This window comes from Clostridium massiliamazoniense (genome assembly GCF_001403635.1).
In the GTDB taxonomy this organism is placed as follows: Bacteria; Bacillota; Clostridia; order Clostridiales; family Clostridiaceae; genus Sarcina; species Sarcina massiliamazoniense.
The window spans coordinates 176275-193726 of the sequence record NZ_LN879468.1 but is presented as its reverse complement, the minus strand read 5'-3'; the positions used below and the strand labels follow the sequence as shown (position 1 = coordinate 193726).

12 protein-coding genes are annotated in these 17452 nt (G+C 28.4%); 1 reads left to right on the top strand and 11 read right to left on the bottom strand.

Annotated elements, in window-relative coordinates; translation table 11 throughout:
- Nucleotides 1–108 precede the first annotated feature (108 nt).
- On the bottom strand, nt 109–1401 hold the full coding sequence (eno, locus tag ARA19_RS07890) for a phosphopyruvate hydratase (protein ID WP_055070433.1): 1293 nt from the start codon (nt 1399–1401) through the stop codon (nt 109–111).
- A gap of 324 nt (nt 1402–1725) precedes the next feature.
- Nucleotides 1726–2274: a tryptophan transporter gene (locus ARA19_RS07885; RefSeq protein WP_055070432.1), complete on the bottom strand. Its 549-nt coding sequence runs from the start codon at nt 2272–2274 to the stop codon at nt 1726–1728.
- A gap of 1292 nt (nt 2275–3566) precedes the next feature.
- On the opposite strand from ARA19_RS07885, the gene ARA19_RS07880 reads away from it, so the two are divergent.
- Nucleotides 3567–3821 (top strand): hypothetical protein, encoded by a 255-nt coding sequence (locus ARA19_RS07880; protein ID WP_055070431.1) that lies wholly within the window; start codon nt 3567–3569, stop codon nt 3819–3821.
- 147 nt (nt 3822–3968) lie between these two features.
- Here ARA19_RS07880 and gpmI read toward each other — a convergent pair whose 3' ends face one another.
- The 9 genes from gpmI to ARA19_RS07835 all read right to left on the bottom strand — a co-directional run bounded on the left by gpmI (nt 3969) and on the right by ARA19_RS07835 (nt 17431).
- Nucleotides 3969–5504: a 2,3-bisphosphoglycerate-independent phosphoglycerate mutase gene (gene gpmI / locus ARA19_RS07875; protein ID WP_055070430.1), complete on the bottom strand. Its 1536-nt coding sequence runs from the start codon at nt 5502–5504 to the stop codon at nt 3969–3971.
- 543 nt (nt 5505–6047) lie between these two features.
- Entirely contained in the window at nt 6048–6794 is a 747-nt protein-coding gene (tpiA, locus tag ARA19_RS07870; protein ID WP_055070429.1) for a triose-phosphate isomerase, read from the bottom strand.
- Between the two features lie 122 nt (nt 6795–6916).
- Nucleotides 6917–8107, bottom strand: coding sequence for a phosphoglycerate kinase (locus ARA19_RS07865; RefSeq protein ID WP_055070428.1), 1191 nt, complete (start codon nt 8105–8107; stop codon nt 6917–6919).
- Nucleotides 8108–8237: 130 nt separating this feature from the next.
- Nucleotides 8238–9233 carry a type I glyceraldehyde-3-phosphate dehydrogenase gene (gap, locus tag ARA19_RS07860; protein ID WP_055070427.1) on the bottom strand — a complete coding sequence of 332 codons (996 nt, stop codon included), beginning with the start codon at nt 9231–9233 and terminating at the stop codon, nt 8238–8240.
- 64 nt (nt 9234–9297) lie between these two features.
- Nucleotides 9298–10329, bottom strand: coding sequence for a sugar-binding transcriptional regulator (locus ARA19_RS07855; protein ID WP_197276578.1), 1032 nt, complete (start codon nt 10327–10329; stop codon nt 9298–9300).
- Nucleotides 10330–10682: 353 nt separating this feature from the next.
- Nucleotides 10683–12062, bottom strand: a complete 1380-nt coding sequence (gene rpoN, locus ARA19_RS07850; protein ID WP_055070426.1) for an RNA polymerase factor sigma-54 — start codon at nt 12060–12062, stop codon at nt 10683–10685.
- Nucleotides 12063–12422: 360 nt separating this feature from the next.
- Nucleotides 12423–13958 (bottom strand): glutamate/gamma-aminobutyrate family transporter YjeM, encoded by a 1536-nt coding sequence (gene yjeM, locus ARA19_RS07845; RefSeq protein ID WP_055070425.1) that lies wholly within the window; start codon nt 13956–13958, stop codon nt 12423–12425.
- A 659-nt stretch (nt 13959–14617) separates the two neighbouring features.
- Nucleotides 14618–16165 carry a glutamate/gamma-aminobutyrate family transporter YjeM gene (gene yjeM / locus ARA19_RS07840; RefSeq protein WP_055070424.1) on the bottom strand — a complete coding sequence of 516 codons (1548 nt, stop codon included), beginning with the start codon at nt 16163–16165 and terminating at the stop codon, nt 14618–14620.
- Between the two features lie 663 nt (nt 16166–16828).
- The gene (locus tag ARA19_RS07835; protein ID WP_055070423.1) at nt 16829–17431 is read right to left on the bottom strand and encodes a histidine phosphatase family protein; all 603 of its coding nucleotides are present in this window, start codon (nt 17429–17431) and stop codon (nt 16829–16831) included.
- Nucleotides 17432–17452 lie beyond the last annotated feature (21 nt).

Genomic DNA, 17452 nt, shown 5'->3' with positions numbered 1-17452 from the left:
ATAAAGAATAGTCGTCTAAATATTAACAACATTCCTTAAATTTTCTTGTGTAATTAAACTTTATTCCTTATACATTATAGCAGAAATAGATATAGAAAGCAAAAAATACTATTTTCTTATGTTAAAGAATGCATCTCTTCCTCTGAATTCTGCAATATCCTCTAACTCTTCTTCTATTCTTATTAATTGATTATATTTAGCTACTCTTTCACTTCTTGCAGGAGCTCCTGTTTTTATTTGTCCTGCATTCATTGCAACTACTAAATCAGCTATAGTTGTATCTTCTGTTTCACCTGATCTATGTGATATAACAGCTGTATATCCTGCTCTATTTGCCATTTCTATAGCATTAAGCGTTTCTGTTAAAGTACCTATTTGATTAAGCTTTATTAATATTGAGTTTGCAACGCCTTTTTCTATACCAGTTTTTAATCTTTCAGTATTTGTAACAAATAAATCATCACCAACAAGTTGAATTCTATGACCAAGCTTTTCAGTTATTATCTTCCAACCTTCCCAGTCTTCCTCAGCCATTCCATCTTCTATTGATATAATAGGATATTTATTTACCCAATCTTCATAGAATGATGCCATTTCTTCTGGAGTTAATGTTCTACCTTCATGTTCTAAAACATATTTTCCATCTTCATAAAATTCTGATGATGCTGGATCTAAAGCAATGAATATATCTTTACCTGGCTCATACCCAGCTTTTTCTATAGCTTCTATTATAACTTCAATAGCTTCTTCATTTGATTTTAAATCTGGAGCAAATCCACCTTCATCACCTACTCCAGTAGAATATCCTTTTGATTTTAAAATAGATTTTAAACTATGATAAACTTCTGCACAACTCATTAGTGCATCTGAGAAACTCTTAGCCCCTACTGGCATTATCATAAATTCTTGTAAATCAACTGAATTATCAGCATGTTTTCCACCATTTATTATATTCATCATAGGAACTGGAAGAACCTTTGCATTAACTCCACCTACATATTGGTATAATGGTAATCCTAATGCTTCTGCTGCAGCTTTTGCAACAGCTAAAGAAACTCCTAAAATAGCATTTGCTCCAAATTTCCCTTTATTTTTAGTTCCATCAAGTTCTATAAGCTTCTTATCTATGGCAACTTGGTCTAAAACATTTAATCCAATTATAGCTTCTGCTATCTCATTGTTTACATATCCAACAGCTTTTTTTACGCCCTTTCCTTGATACTCTTCTCCACCATCTCTAAGCTCTACTGCTTCATATATACCAGTTGAAGCTCCTGATGGTACCATAGCTCTTCCAAAGCTTCCATCCTCTAAATGTACTTCTACCTCAACAGTTGGAAAACATCTTGAATCAAGAACCTGTCTTGCAACTACATCGATTATTTCTATAAATTGTTTCATAATTAATTACTCCCTTCTAGTTTTAATTTTTATACTTAATTTTAATATAACATTATAAATAAAATTTATTTATTAAATGAAATCTAATTAATTGATTTTGATATTCATTTTCATATATTATAGCAGAAGTAGATAAAAAATGCAAAGCTGCTTATATTCTGCTAAAGTCGAAATTTGCTTTATTTTCGTCTTTATTCTTAAGTTTAATAAAATATCATAGCAAAATTATTTTTCCCAAAAGAAAAATAATTATTACTTTTAGAAGAGAGTAATTTTAAAACTTATATTCCTTAATTAAAACTATTCTTTCAATTAAATAATGTTTTATACCTTTAAACCTTTTGTTGCTCTTTCTATAGCTTTAAACAATATTAATCCAACAATTATATTCATTACTACAGCAGGAATCACTACAACTAAAAATAAATTCATAAATGAAGCTGGTAATCCCACTATTAAATTTGCTGAAGTTAAAAAACTTAAACCACTTACTAAAGTTCCTATAGGAAAAATAATAATTGCTTTTATTAAAGAACCTATCTTTTCATCTTTATTATTTATTATTTTAATTTTATTTAATGCAAGTATTAAGAGATATACCACATGTACAGTTATAAATTTATCTATCATATTAGGCAACTGTCCACCAGGAAATTTAGTAGTTATAGCTGTAAATAATCCTATTATTATTCCAGATATTAAAGTAACTTTATATTCTCCATTATTTAATATAATCACTATAAATAACATTGCCAAAGCAAAATCAGGTTGCATAGGCAATCCTAAAGTAGGTGTTATCTGATGAAGTAAAAGTCCAATTGCAAGTAATATTGAATTTAAAACCATTTTTTTAATATTTTCATTTCTTCTCATAAATATAAACCCTCCAAAATTTAAATTAATACTTTTTAATTGAATTAGATTACTTCAAATCATTATAAATACCCCCTTTCTATAAAATAAAAAAAAGATTTCCCCTAAACATAGGGCGAAATCTTTTTTCACGGTACCACCTAATTTGTATGAATAAGAGTAAAGCAATTTAACTTTTGTTTTTTGCATCATTCTTATTTATACATCTCTTCCAGTACATATAATACTGTAACTGCTATAAGGTGCAGTCCACCATGAGCATTACTCTTCTAAATTAAAATTTCCTCTCATACCTCCAAAGTCCATTCGTAAAACTACTTCTTGCTAGAATTTCACCATAACTAACTCTCTTTATTGAACCTTAAGTTTTACTACTATTCTTTATCTACAGCTTTTTTGATTTTCTTTTATATAATAATTATATGATTAAAAGAGAAAATATTACACCATTTTTTAATTATTTAAAAACTTATTTCTTTACCTAAATTAAGTTGCTTTATCCTCTTTTAATTAATCCTTTCACTTTATTTTTTACTAAAATATACATTTATACATATATATTAAAATTAAATTCACACAAACTACATATTGAATCCATAAATAAAACATAATTGAAATTTATAATAAAGCCATAGTCAATTACTTGATTATACAAAACCAATCCCTATTATAAATTAAAACAAAACATAAATTTGAAATCCACTTTTTTTGTTTAAAAATAGAAATGACCTAAGACTCTCCCTCTTTTCTTCTAGGTCATTTTCTATTTTTTTACTTTTAATTTTAAATTACTTATTTACTCCCCCTAAATTTACTTATAACAATTCATATCTAAATACAAATTAAAATTTAATCCAAATAGAACTTTTACTTTAACTGAATTTTAATGTTTCCTATCTAGAGTTATGCCTTTGCTTATTTCCATCTTATAAAAGATTAGAATATTATAAATGCTACTCATCATATAATTTTTATCTCAATGAATATTTTTATCCTTTTATGGAAAACTTTATAATAGTTGAAAAAATAAAACCTAGTTATATATTTTATCAACTTAATCTAAAAATCTATTTATCTGATAGCTAGAGGCTGTAATACTCCTATCTTTTATAAGTAGGAGATAAACAGCCTCACGCTCCTAGATAACTGTGACTAAGCATTCAGATAGAGTCAAAACTCCCCTGAATTAAGTCTACGTTTATCATAATTAACCAAAATTTCTAAAATTAATTAGAAGTTTATTAGTCATTTAATAACAAAATTTTATAAGAAAGGAGATTATAAAAAATCATATGATTAAAATAATGATAATAAAAATTTGCCCTAGGGAAAAAAATGCTCCAAAAGTTCAACATATTTTAACTGACTTCGGTGAATTCATAAAAGCTAGACTTGGACTTCATAATGTAGAAGGCGGCTCTAATAGTTCAACTGGTATAGTAATTCTACATCTAACACCTGAAGAAGAACATAATGATAGTATTATATCATTAAAAAAACAACTAGAGAGTATAGATGGGGTAACTGTACAGCTTCAAGTAATGTAATATTACTAGAATTTAACTCTATGTAAATTAAGTCACTTTGCAAATCTAAATGAAATGTACTTTTAACCTAAAAAAGCTAAATTGCTAAGGCTATAACTAACCTTAAGACAATTTAGCTTTATAATATTTCTAATTATTAAATTATAATTATTTTAATAAAGATTCTCCAGTCATTTCAGCTGGTTTATCAAGTCCCATAACTTCTAGCATTGTTGGAGCTAAATCAGCTAATTTCCCATCTTCTTTTAATGCTCTTCCTTCAGCATCCTTAGATATCCATAATAATGGAACTAAATTTGAAGTATGAGCTGTAAATGGATTTCCTGTTTCAGGATTAATCATTACTTCTGCATTTCCATGGTCAGCTGTTATAAATACAGTACCTTCTTTTTCTAATACTTTATCTACAACTCTTCCTAGACAAGTATCAACAGCTTCAACAGCTTTAATTGCTGCTTCAACTACTCCTGTATGTCCTACCATATCTGGATTTGCATAGTTTAATATAATCATGTCATATTTGTCTTCATCTATTCTCTTAACTAACTCATCAGTTAATTCAAAAGCACTCATTTCTGGTTTTAAATCGTAAGTTGCAACTTTTGGAGATGCTACTATAGCTCTATCTTCATTTTCATTTGGTTTTTCTACTCCACCATTAAAGAAAAATGTTACGTGAGCATATTTTTCTGTTTCAGCTATTCTTAATTGAGTTAAACCATTTTTAGCAACATATTCTCCTAAAGTATTTGTATAACTTTCTGGTCTATAAGCTACTTCTACATTTTCTAAAGTCTTATCATATTGAGTCATAGTTACAAAAGTAACATCTAATTGCTCTCTTTCAAATCCTACAAACTCTCTATCAACTATAGCTCTAGTCATTTCTCTAGCTCTATCTGGTCTAAAGTTGAAGAATATTACTGAATCACCACTTACTATTTTAGCAACCGGTTGTCCATTTTTCTCTATAACAGTTGGTAATACGAATTCATCTGTTTTTTCGTTATTGTATGAATTTACCATAGCATCTACTGCTGATGTAGCAACTTCACCTTTTCCTAAAGTCATAGCATCATATGCTAATTGAACTCTTTCCCATCTATTATCTCTATCCATAGCGTAGTATCTTCCGCTTATTGTAGCGATTTCTCCTACACCTATTTCTTTCATAATATTTTCAAGTTGAACAACGAAGTCTTTTCCTGATGAAGGTGCAACGTCTCTACCATCCATGAAAGCATGAACATAAACTTTTGATAAACCTTTTTTCTTAGCTAATTCTAATAATCCTTTTAAATGACCGATGTGTGAATGAACTCCACCATCTGATAATAATCCCATTAAGTGTAATGCTGAATTATTTTTTAAAGCATTTTCAACAGCTTTATTTAAAGCTTCATTATTAAAGAAATCACCATCTTCTATAGCTTTAGTTATTCTTGTTAATTCTTGGTATACTATTCTACCTGCCCCAATATTTAAATGACCAACTTCTGAATTACCCATTTGTCCTTCTGGAAGACCAACTCTTAATCCAGATGCAGCTATTTTAGTATTAGGATATTTATTCATGTATTTATCTAAATTAGGCTTTTTAGCAGCCGCAATTGCATTTCCATTTTTACTTTCTGATATTCCAAATCCATCTAATATCATTAACATTACTGGTTTCTTTGTCATAACTACCCCTCCGACATTTTAATGATTTTATCTCATAACTAGTATCTATAATACTCCAAGCTTCTATAAGCTGAAGATAAATAGATATAGGTCCCTAGATAACGACCTCTAAAATTCAGATTAAACTTTAATTCTATCTGAATTAAGTCTTAGTTTATCTTTATATTTTCATTTAAAATTTTCCTTTAATAATAGAAGATTTTATAATATAATCCATTATATTTCATTTAGTGAAAAACATAGATAAAGTTAGTTATATCAAGTCTTTCTCTATATTTAAATTATAATATTTATATATAAAAAAAACAATAGCAACAAACAAGTATAATTGGTTGCTTATTACTATTGCACTATCAATATCTAAATTTAGGAGGAAGTAATCCCCCTAACTAGATCGAACTTTATTTTATCTAATAACTAAATATCTGTAATACTAAAGTCTCTATAAACTTAAAATAAACAGATACAGATTCCTAGATAACTTTGCTTAAAATTCAGATAGAGCTTTAACTCTATCTGAATTAAGTTTCAATTTATTAGTTATTAGAAATTTACTATTTGTGAGAAATCTGAAGCAACTAAGCTAGCTCCACCAACTAAAGCTCCATCGATATCTGACATAGCCATTTGAGCTTTAATTGTACCAGGTTTAACTGATCCACCGTATTGTATTCTTACTTTATCAGCAACTTCTTTACCGAACATTTCAGCTACAACATTTCTAATTGCTATTATAGTTTCGTTAGCTTGCTCATCTGTAGCTGTTTTTCCAGTTCCAATAGCCCAGATTGGTTCATAAGCTATAACAACTTTTTCAGCTAATTCTTTTGATAAACCTTCTAAGTCAGCTTTTATTTGAGCTCCAACAACATCATTAGTTGTTCCATTTTCTCTTTGCTCTAAAGTTTCTCCACAGCAAAGAATTGGAGTAATGTTATGAGCAAAAGCTGCTTTAACTTTTTTATTTAAAGCTTCATCTGTTTCATTGAAATATTCTCTTCTTTCACTGTGTCCTAAAACAACATAGTCAACACCCATAGCTTCAAGCATTACTGGTGAAACTTCTCCAGTGAAAGCTCCACTATTTTCAAAGTGCATGTTTTGTGCAGCAACTTTTATGTTTGATCCTTCAACAGCTTTTAAAACTGCGTCTAAACAAACGAAAGTAGGACATACAACTACGTCACACTTAGCATCTTTAACTAATCCTTTTAATTCATTTATCATTTCTACTGCTTCAGCAGGAGTTTTATTCATTTTCCAGTTTCCAGCGATTATTGGAGTTCTCATTATATACACCTCGTAAAAATTATTTTTATTCAAAAAGGGAGACACGCTCCCTTACTTTCTAATACTTCAATCGGGTTTAAAAGTTTCTAAAAACTTTTAAACATAAAATTTTAACTAATTAATTAGTCATTTAAAGCGTCTATTCCTGGTAATACTTTACCTTCTAAGAATTCTAATGAAGCTCCACCACCAGTTGAGATGTGAGTCATTTTATCTCCGAATCCTAATATATTTACAGCAGCAGCTGAATCTCCACCACCGATTATAGTTGTAGCATTTGAATCTGCCATAGCTTTAGCAACAGCAATTGTTCCTTTATTAAAGTTTTCAAATTCAAATACACCCATTGGTCCGTTCCAAATAACAGTTTTAGCTTCCTTAACAGCAGCAGCATATAATTCTTCTGTTTTTGGTCCAATATCTAATCCCATGAATCCATCTTCAATGTTTTCATCAGCAGTTACAACAGCTTCAACATCTTTAAATTCTTTTGCTACTCTGTGATCTACAGGTAATAATAATTTAACACCTTTAGCAGTAGCTTTTTCTAACATTTCTTTAGCATAGTCAACTTTATCTTCTTCTACTAATGAACTTCCAACTGTAAATCCTTGAGCTTTTAAGAATGTATAAGCCATTCCTCCACCAATGATTAAAGTATCTACTTTTTCTAATAAATTATTTATAACATTTATTTTATCTGAAACCTTAGCTCCACCTAATATAGCTACGAATGGTCTTTCTGGGCTTTCTACAGCATCTCCTAAGAATTTAAGTTCTTTTTGGATTAAGTATCCACAAACTGCTGGGCTTAAGTATTCAGTTACTCCAACTGTTGAACAATGAGCTCTGTGAGCTGTTCCGAAAGCATCGTTAACGAACATTTCTGCTAATGAAGCTAACTCTTTAGAGAATTCTTCACCATTTTTAGTTTCTTCTTTTCTATATCTAGTATTTTCTAATAATACTACATCTCCATCTTTCATTTCAGCAACTGCTTTTTTAGCATTTTCTCCTACTACATTATCATCAGCAGCAAAAACTACTTCTTTACCAAGCATTTCGCTTAATTTCTTTGCAACTGGAGCTAAAGAAAACTCTGGTTTTGGTTCTCCTTTTGGTTTACCCATGTGTGAGCAAAGGATAACTTTTGCACCATTATCAACTAAATATTTTATAGTTGGCATAGCACCTGTTAATCTGTTTATATCTGTTATAACGCCATCTTTTAATGGTACGTTAAAATCACATCTAACTAAAACTTTTTTACCTTTTACTTGTACGTCTTCGATTGTTTTCTTATTGAAGTTCATAACTTAACACCTCTTAAAATATTTTATTTATATAAATCTTTAATTAATCCATTATTTAAAATGGTCTGGCCTTATAGCCTTAACTACAAAACCAGACCTCTTTAATTATAATCTATTAGCTTATTTTAAATTACTTAACTAAGTATTTTAAAGTTCTAACTAATTGGTTAGTGTATGACATTTCGTTATCATACCATGCAGCAACTTTAACTAATTGTTGTCCGTTAACTTCCATGATTTTTGTTTGTGTAGCATCAAATAATGAACCGTAGCTTATTCCGATTACATCACATGAAACTATTGGATCTTCAGTGTATCCGAATGATTCATTTTTAGCAGCTTTCATAGCGCTGTTTACTTCTTCAACTGTTACGTTTTTATCTAATATACAAACTAACTCAGTTAATGAACCAGTTATTACAGGTACTCTTTGAGCATTTCCGTCTAATTTACCAGCTAATTCTGGGATAACTAAACCGATAGCTTTAGCAGCTCCAGTTGTGTTAGGAACGATGCTGTTAGCAGCAGCTCTTGCTCTTCTTAAATCACCTTTTCCGTGAGGTGCATCTAATGTATTTTGGTCATTAGTGTAAGCATGAATTGTAGTCATGAATCCTTCTTTGATTCCAAAGCTATCGTTTAATACTTTAGCCATTGGAGCTAAACAGTTAGTTGTACATGAAGCACCTGATATTACTGTTTCATTTCCAGTTAATATTTCGTGGTTTACATTGTAAACAACTGTTGGTAAGTCATTTCCAGCTGGAGCTGAGATAACAACTTTTTTAGCACCAGCTTCGATGTGAGCTGAAGCCTTTTCTTTTGAAGCGAAGAATCCAGTACATTCTAATACTACATCTACACCTAATTCTTTCCATGGTAATTCAGCAGGATTTCTTTGTGTAGTTACTTTTATTTCTTTACCATTAACTACGAAAGCACCTTCTTTAACTTCGATTTCTCCGTTAAATCTTCCTTGTGCTGAATCATATTTGAATAAGTGTGCTAAAGTTTTAGCATCTGTTAAGTCGTTTATTGCAACAACTTCGAACTCTGGGTTCTCTATCATTAATCTTAATGCTAATCTTCCTATTCTTCCAAAACCATTAATAGCTACTTTAACCATTGTAAATACCTCCAAAAAATAAAGTTTATATTTATAAAATATTAAAAAATATTTTAATGCAAATTTAATGTTTCATATTTTTAATTATTTCTTCAGCAGCAGCTTCATCTGTTACTAAAACCGCCTTATTGTTGTTATATAAAGCAGAAATTATTGCTTCCACTTTACCTTTTCCACCAGCAACAGCAATATGTTCTCGCGCTTCTGAAAGTTCTTTTATACTTATTCCTGGTGCTGAACTTATAGATACAACATTAGAATTTTTATCGAAGTAGCAACCAACTGCTTCTCCTATTGCTCCTAATTCTATAAGTTCCTTTTGCTTTTCATCACTTATACCTCTTTTTAAAACCATTTTATCGGCTCTACCAATACCATAAATTAATAAGTTTGCTTTTCTAATCAAATCGAATACTTCTTTTATATCACTTTGATTAAATAAACTTTGCATAAGTTCTGAACTTATATTTTCTGGTATATGAAGCATTTTGTAACTTCCATTAAGCTTTTGAGCTAATGTTGCGCATAATGTATTGGCTTGAGTTTCTACTTTTTTCCCCATACCACCTCTTGCTGGAACTACTAAAACATCATGTAAGTTTTGAAGCTTTGGAAAAGAATCAACAACTTCTTTTACTGTACTGCCTCCTGTTATAGCTACAATATCACCACTTTTTATTATTTTTTTAGTGTATTGTGATGCTGCTTTTCCAAGATCCTGTAAAATATTTTTATCTTCTTCTACACTTCCCGGAATAACTATAACTTCCTTAATATTAAGTATTTTTTTAATTTCTACTTCTACCTTTGATAATCCCTTCACTTCATGAATGAAGTCTTTTAAGCTATCTAAGATATTTTCACCTTCCTCAGTGACTGTCATACCTGGGGTATTAATTTCAATAAGCCCTTGGTTCTTTAAGAAGTTTATTTCCGTCCTAACTATTCTTTCACCTAAATCAACTTTATTAGCAAGAACTCTTCTTCCTACAGGTTGATTATAGCTTATAGTTCTTAGAATTAAATATCTCTTCTCTAATAACTCCACTAATTCCGGTATTATTTTTTTCTGTAATTTTATTATATCTTGCAACATCAACAGCTCCTTTGGTCTTTTAAGGTCCCACTTGCAACTTTAATGTCCCACAAACTTATTATAAACTATTTTTTAAAATTTTTAAAGTAATTTTTTTAATTTTTTCCTTAATTTAATTTGAAATTCACTGCTTTTTTTTCTGAAGTCTACTTTTAAGGCATTTCAAAGACTTTTTGAACTTTTTTGTTACTATAAATAATATGTCTTTTTCTACTTTATTTTATACAAAAAATTAGTTGAAACTTACTGCTATACAACTTATACCTTCTAATTTAAATTTAATCTTATGTATTTGTAATTAACTACAAAAGGAGAAAAATGAAATAAAATTTCATTTTTCTCCTTTTTCATTATTAAAACCTTTTCCTTTTACTTGATGCACCAATACCCATTTCTTCTCTATACTTAGCAACTGTTCTTCTAGATATTTTATAAGACTTTTCTTTAAGAATATCTGCTATAGCTTGATCTGATAAAGGCTTTGATTTATTTTCTTCTTTTATTATTTCTTCAATTTCTTTTTTCATTTTAGAAACTGTTACATCCTCATCTTCCGTATTAGAGTTACCTTTATGAACTCCTGTTGCAAATAAATCCTTTATTTTTATAGTTCCAAAAGAGGTTAATATATACTTTTCTCTTATTGCTCTCGATACTGTAGATTCATGCATTCCAATTGCATCAGCTACTTGTTTTAAAGTCATAGGTCTTAATTCTTTTTTTCCACATTCAAAAAATCCTCTTTGTACTTTCAAAACTTCTTCTAAGACCTTATATAAAGTACTCTTTCTTAATTCTATACTCTTTATTAAGAACATAGCTTTCCCCATTTTTTCCTTTACATACTCTTTTGCATCCTTATCTTTTTCATTTAATATAGTATTATAAATTGGGTTTATTGAAATAGTAGGTATTACCTTGTTATTCATTATTATAAAGAATTCTCCATCTATATTCTTTATTTCAGCGTCAGGTATTATAAACCTAACATCGTCACCAGTATAAAAACCTCTTGCTGGTTTAGGTTCAAGTTTCTTTATAAGATCACCATACTCTTGAGCTTCCTTTGTTGTAATCTTATAACTTTTAGCTATAACTTGATATTTATTATTAGCTATATCCTCTAGGTTATTTATTACCATTCCTTCTGTTATATTATTAAGTAATCTTTTTTTTCTTAATTGGATTAACAAACATTCTCTTAAATCCCTTGCTCCTATACCTATAGGTTCAAGACCTTGGACTATTTGCAGCGCTATCTCCAATTCCTCTATATCTTCATTTAACTCTCTTTGAATCTCTTCTAAAGATATATCTAAATACCCTTTTTCATTTAGGCTTTCAATAATATATTTACTTAAAATTCTTTCCCTATCAGTTAAATTTAGTTCTATTAATTGTTCTTCTAAAAAATCTTTCAAGGATTTTTCTTTACTTATAAAAGTAAATGGAGATACTTCATCGTCATAATCTCCATAACTTTGGGAACCATAATTATCAAATTCTAAATATTTTATAAGTTCCTTATAGTCAATTCTATCTTGCTCTTTTTTTTCTTCATTATCCACATCATTAAAATTAGCCTCTAAAACTGGATTTTCAGCATACTCTTTTTCTATATATCCTCTTAAATCATAACTTGACATTTGTAAAAGCTTTATTGATTGTTGCATCTGCTGAGTCATCACAAGTTTTTGTTCTTGAGACATGGTCAAATTAAAATTCATCTCCATACTACTACCCCATTTAAACTTAATTTTAAATTCCATCTGTTCAGTGTACAAATTATACCTATAAATAAATTATCTAACAAATTACAGGAATATACAAGTTTTTGTTAAAATTTATTTCTATTTGTCTAAATATTTCTTATTTTGTAATTAAGCTTTATAATACTGTATTTCTCTTAGATTAACTTCTAATTTAATCCTTTACTTTCACTATATTCTTAAATATATGTTTATATACTGAAACTTATTTAAATAGAATTTTGTTTAATTAAATTTTAGAGAAGCTGTTTAAGAAACTGTGTTTGTTTATCAGCACAAAAAAGCGGCTTGTACATCACCTTGTACAAACCACTTAAAAATTACTTATTCTTTATCTAGTTTTATTAGACCTTTTTTTATTCTTCTTCTATATCTAATATCAAGTAAAATTGCTAAAACAGCAAATAATACTGGTCCTCCACCTATCCATAAACTATTAGATGGATTTCCCATTAGAGTTGGTTCTATTATTGCATAGATATTTGTAAATGCTAAGACAATGAAACATATACTTGCAACAACGATACCTATCTTTTTATTAAAGAATTGATATTCCTTCTTAATATTATCATTTGCTTTAAACTTAATGTAAGCAAAAACTATAAATACATATGGAACACTTCCTGCAACGAAAGTCATTAATGTTAATTTATTAAATAATGATGAAACAGATCCTCCACCAAAACCTAATAATAGAACGAAAAATACTACTACTATTGTTTGGAATATTATAGCATTTCCTGAAACACCATGCTTATTTATTTTTAACATTTTATCTGGAACCATACCTTTTGGCATTCCTTCGAACATATGCTTTATAGGAGTATATATTCTTAAAGGAATTGAAGTAACAAATATTAATGCCATTATTGATATAATTCTATTTACCCATTGTCCTAATAATAAAGCATGATAAGGATCCATTCCTATTAATGTACCCAATCTATAAAACTCTTGTTGAGTTAAGTATATTGAATAGTTAGCTAGGTTTACTTGTGGACTTCCAAAAGTTTTTTCCCAGTTACATGTTACACCTGATATTAAAACAACTACTATGTATAAAACAGTTATACCTATAGATGATAGAATTATAGCTCTTGGAACATTCTTCTTTGAGTTTTCTACCTTATCAACCATTCCACTTATATTTTCCATTCCTCCATAAGCAAAGAAGGTAAATACTAGGAATCCAAGTGCTGGTAAGAATGTTGAATATTCAGGATTCGGTCCATAGAAATATGAACTAAGATGGGTAAAGTTAAAACCTTGTTGTGGATGGAATCCTTGTAAAAGTAATACTATTATTCCACCACCTAATACAAATAAATGAACAATAATTACTGTAACTATTGCTATGTTTGACAAGAAAGTCATTCTCTTAATCCCTCTAGTTGAAACATAAGCTGCTATTATCATATATACAGCTCCTATTAAAGCTAGTATCTCAGGTGATGTTAAACCAAACATATGCCAATTAGCTGTTGTATCTCTACCAAAAATAGCAACTGATATTTGTACACAAATTGTAGATGCTGAAAACCACATAACAACAAATGATCCATACCAAATCATTGTTCCTACAAGACCAAATTTTTCACCTACTGATTCTGTCATCCAAGAAAATATACCGCCATGCTTGTCTTTAAAAGCAGAACTCATTTCTGCAACTATAAAACAATAAGGTATAAAGAAAAATATTGCAGCAATTATTAAATATGTTATTGATGCATATCCCATTTGATAATATACTTGTTGAGCATTAGCAATACCATATACTGTTATAAAGATCATGGACATAAAGCTCAAGAAGGATATTTTATATTTCTTGTCGTCCTTTGTTTTTTCCTTTGTTTTTTCCAAACTACTCCTCTTAAATGCTATATAAACTAAAACCTAATTCAGATAAAACTTTGACTTTATCTAAATTTAGTGGCCCTATCTAGAGGGCTGTGTTTGTTTATCTCCAACTTATAAAAGATTGAAGTACTACAGACACTAGTCATCAGATAAAATATACTTATTTAAGAGTACCTCCCTCCATTATTAAAATTAAAATTTATGAATGTTTATGCATTTTAACTTTTTTTAACCTTATCTTTTATTATTTATTTATTTTTTAATTTTTTATATATATTTTTTTAAACTTACACCTTATATTCTATATTAATAACTAATGAATGTAAAGTTTTTTTTAATGATTTTAATAATTCACTTTAATAAAAATACACATGTTCTTCATATAAACACATATATTGTGTATATTTATTCATTTTAAACAACTTTTAAGCCTATATTTGAATATTTATACATATTTTATTTTTTAAACTTGTTCACAATTAAATTATATGAACTCATTTTTATTCATTTTTTAATTATAAAAAACCATTTTAGACTTAAATATGAATTTTTAAAATCATAAAATTAAATAAATGCATACTTTTTTTCTTATAACATGAAAATTCTCATACAAAAAAGTTAGAAGTAATTAAAAAACTACTTCTAACTTTAATTATATTTTATTAATTTATATTACTTGTTTCTAATTCTTCTGAAGGTTCATTTACTATTATTTTACCTTCTTTTAATCTTTTTCTATATCTAATGTCTAAATAGATTCCTGCAGCACCAAACATTACTGGACCTAAAGCTACCCATAAACTATTTGATACATTTCCGTCAAGGGCCGGTTCTATAATTGAGAATATATTAGTAAATGTTATTACTGCAAAACATACTATTCCAACTATTACACCTGTCTTCTTACTAAAGAATTGGTATTCTTTCTTTATAGCTGCATTTCTTTTAAATTTAATGTAAGCATATATTATAAAGGAAATTGGAACTGTAGAAGCAACTGAAACCATAAGTGTCATTTTGTTAAACACTTGTGATACTGAACCACCACCAAATCCTAAAAGTAATACAAAGAATACTACTATTACTGTTTGGATTGCTACAGCATTTCCTGCAACACCATGTTTATTTACCTTTAATATTTTATCTGGAAGCATTCCTTTTGGCATTCCTTCAAACATATGTTTTATAGGACTATATATTCTTAAAGGTACTGAAGTTAATCCAATAAGAGTAAGAATATTTAATATTCTATTTATCCATTGCCCTAAAAGCACAGCGTGAGATGGATCCATTCCTATTAATGTTCCCAATCTATAAAACTCTTGTTGAGTTATGAATATAGTTAAATTTTGAAGATTAGCATTTCCTGATCCAAAAGTTGCTTTCCAATTACATACCATACCTGTTATTAAAACTATTAGTATATACAATACTGTTATAGCTATAGTTGAAACTAATATAGCCTTAGGTACATTCTTTTTAGGGTTGTCTACCTTATCAACAAGACCAGCACTATTTTCAAGTCCACCATAAACAAATACAGCGAAAACCATAAATCCTATAGCTGGAAGTACAGAAGCATAACTTGGATTTGGCCCATAAAAATATGAACTAAATTTAGTAAAATCAAATCCTTGTGCAAAATGGAATCCTGATAAAGCAAATACTACTAAACCTGCACCTAATATAAGTATATGTGAAATAATAACTGTTACTATAGAAATGTTTGATAAAACAGTCATTCTTTTTATTCCTCTTGTAGATAAAAGACCTACTATAATCATATAAATAGCACCTATTATTGCTAAAACCTGAGGTGATGTTAATCCAAGTACATGCCAATTTGCTGTTGTATCTTTACCAAAAATAGCAACTGATAATTGTATACATATAGCTGAAGCACCAAACCACATAACAACGTAAGATCCATACCAAATGAAAGTTCCTACAATACTAAATCTCTCTCCTACAGCTTCTTTCATCCAAGAGAATATACCACCATTTTTATCCTTAAACGCTGAACTCATTTCAGCAACCATAAATCCATAAGGTAAAAAAAAGAATATCGCTCCAAATATAAGATAGGTTATAGAGGCATATCCCATCTGATAGAATACTTGTTGTCCATTAGCTAATCCATATACTGTTAAAAATATCATGGATACAAAGCTTAAAAAGGATATTTTAAATTTATTTTTCGAGTTTCCCATATTGTCCTCCTTTGTTTATCTTATAACGTTTTCTGCAATATATCTAAATTCATATAATTCAGATATAAATACTACGATTTTTCTAGATAGATTTATTTAAAACTTATATTTTTTATATTCTCTCTAGAAGCTTAATCTTTTGCTTTTAAATAATGAATTAATATACTAATATTCCTGCATTTTTTAGAATATAATAACTATACTTTATTATTTTTCTTTCTTTACTATTTTTTCTAAAAATGATTTTTCTTTTTATGTATTCATTCATTATTTTTTCTTTTTTTCATGTCTATGTGTATATTTTATAATATTTATATGAAAAAGTAAAGAAATTTTGAATAATTTTTTAATAAAGTCTTTGTATGGAATACAAAAGTCTTTTATATAAAGACTTTAAAATAACGTTTTCACAACTTTCTGTAGATTTAAAATATAAATTTCTCTATACTCTCACTATATAAAACTTCTCAGTTTTGCAATATGTATTATAACTTCTTGCATATTCTTCAACTAGAGATTTATACCTATTACCACTAATTTATAGATGATTTAAATATTACAGTCTCTAGCTATCAAATAAATTTTCTCTCCATCTTAAAAATAAAAAAACTAGTAAGTAGATTTAATTCAATCTACTTACTAGTTTTTTAAGATAAATTCTATTTAGTTGTTATATAAACTTTTTATATAACCAAAATTATTTTCATAAATCAGTTCAACAACAGAACCATTCCCACAATAAAAACTCCAAAAATTCTCTATAGGTAATTTAAGAATATATAATAAAACAACTTTAATTACACCCTCATGAGCCACAATCACTAAATCATCCCTAAAATTTTTTTCAAGAACTTCTTTTATAAAACTTTCAACTCTCTTTCTAAATAATTTAAGGCTCTCCCCCTTTGGAATTTCATAATTAAAGTAATCTTCACACCATAATCTATAAAACTCATTATTACTTAACTCCTCATAGGCATATCCCTCAAAGATACCAAAATCAAATTCCTCTAAACGCTTATCACAGAGAAGTTCTTTATTAATAGTTTTTGCTATGGCCTCTCCAAAATCTTTACATCTACTAAGAGGACTAGAATAAATTCTTACATTATTTAAAGTTGAAATCTCATAACTATTATTTAAAGTCTCAACTAAATCTTCAATTTGTTTAATTCCCTTTTCAGTTAACTTAAAATCTCTACGCCCTCCATAAACCCTTTTTAAGTTAGCTTCACTCTCTGTATGTCTTAAAAGAATAACTCTCATAAAAAACCCTCCACTTCTTTA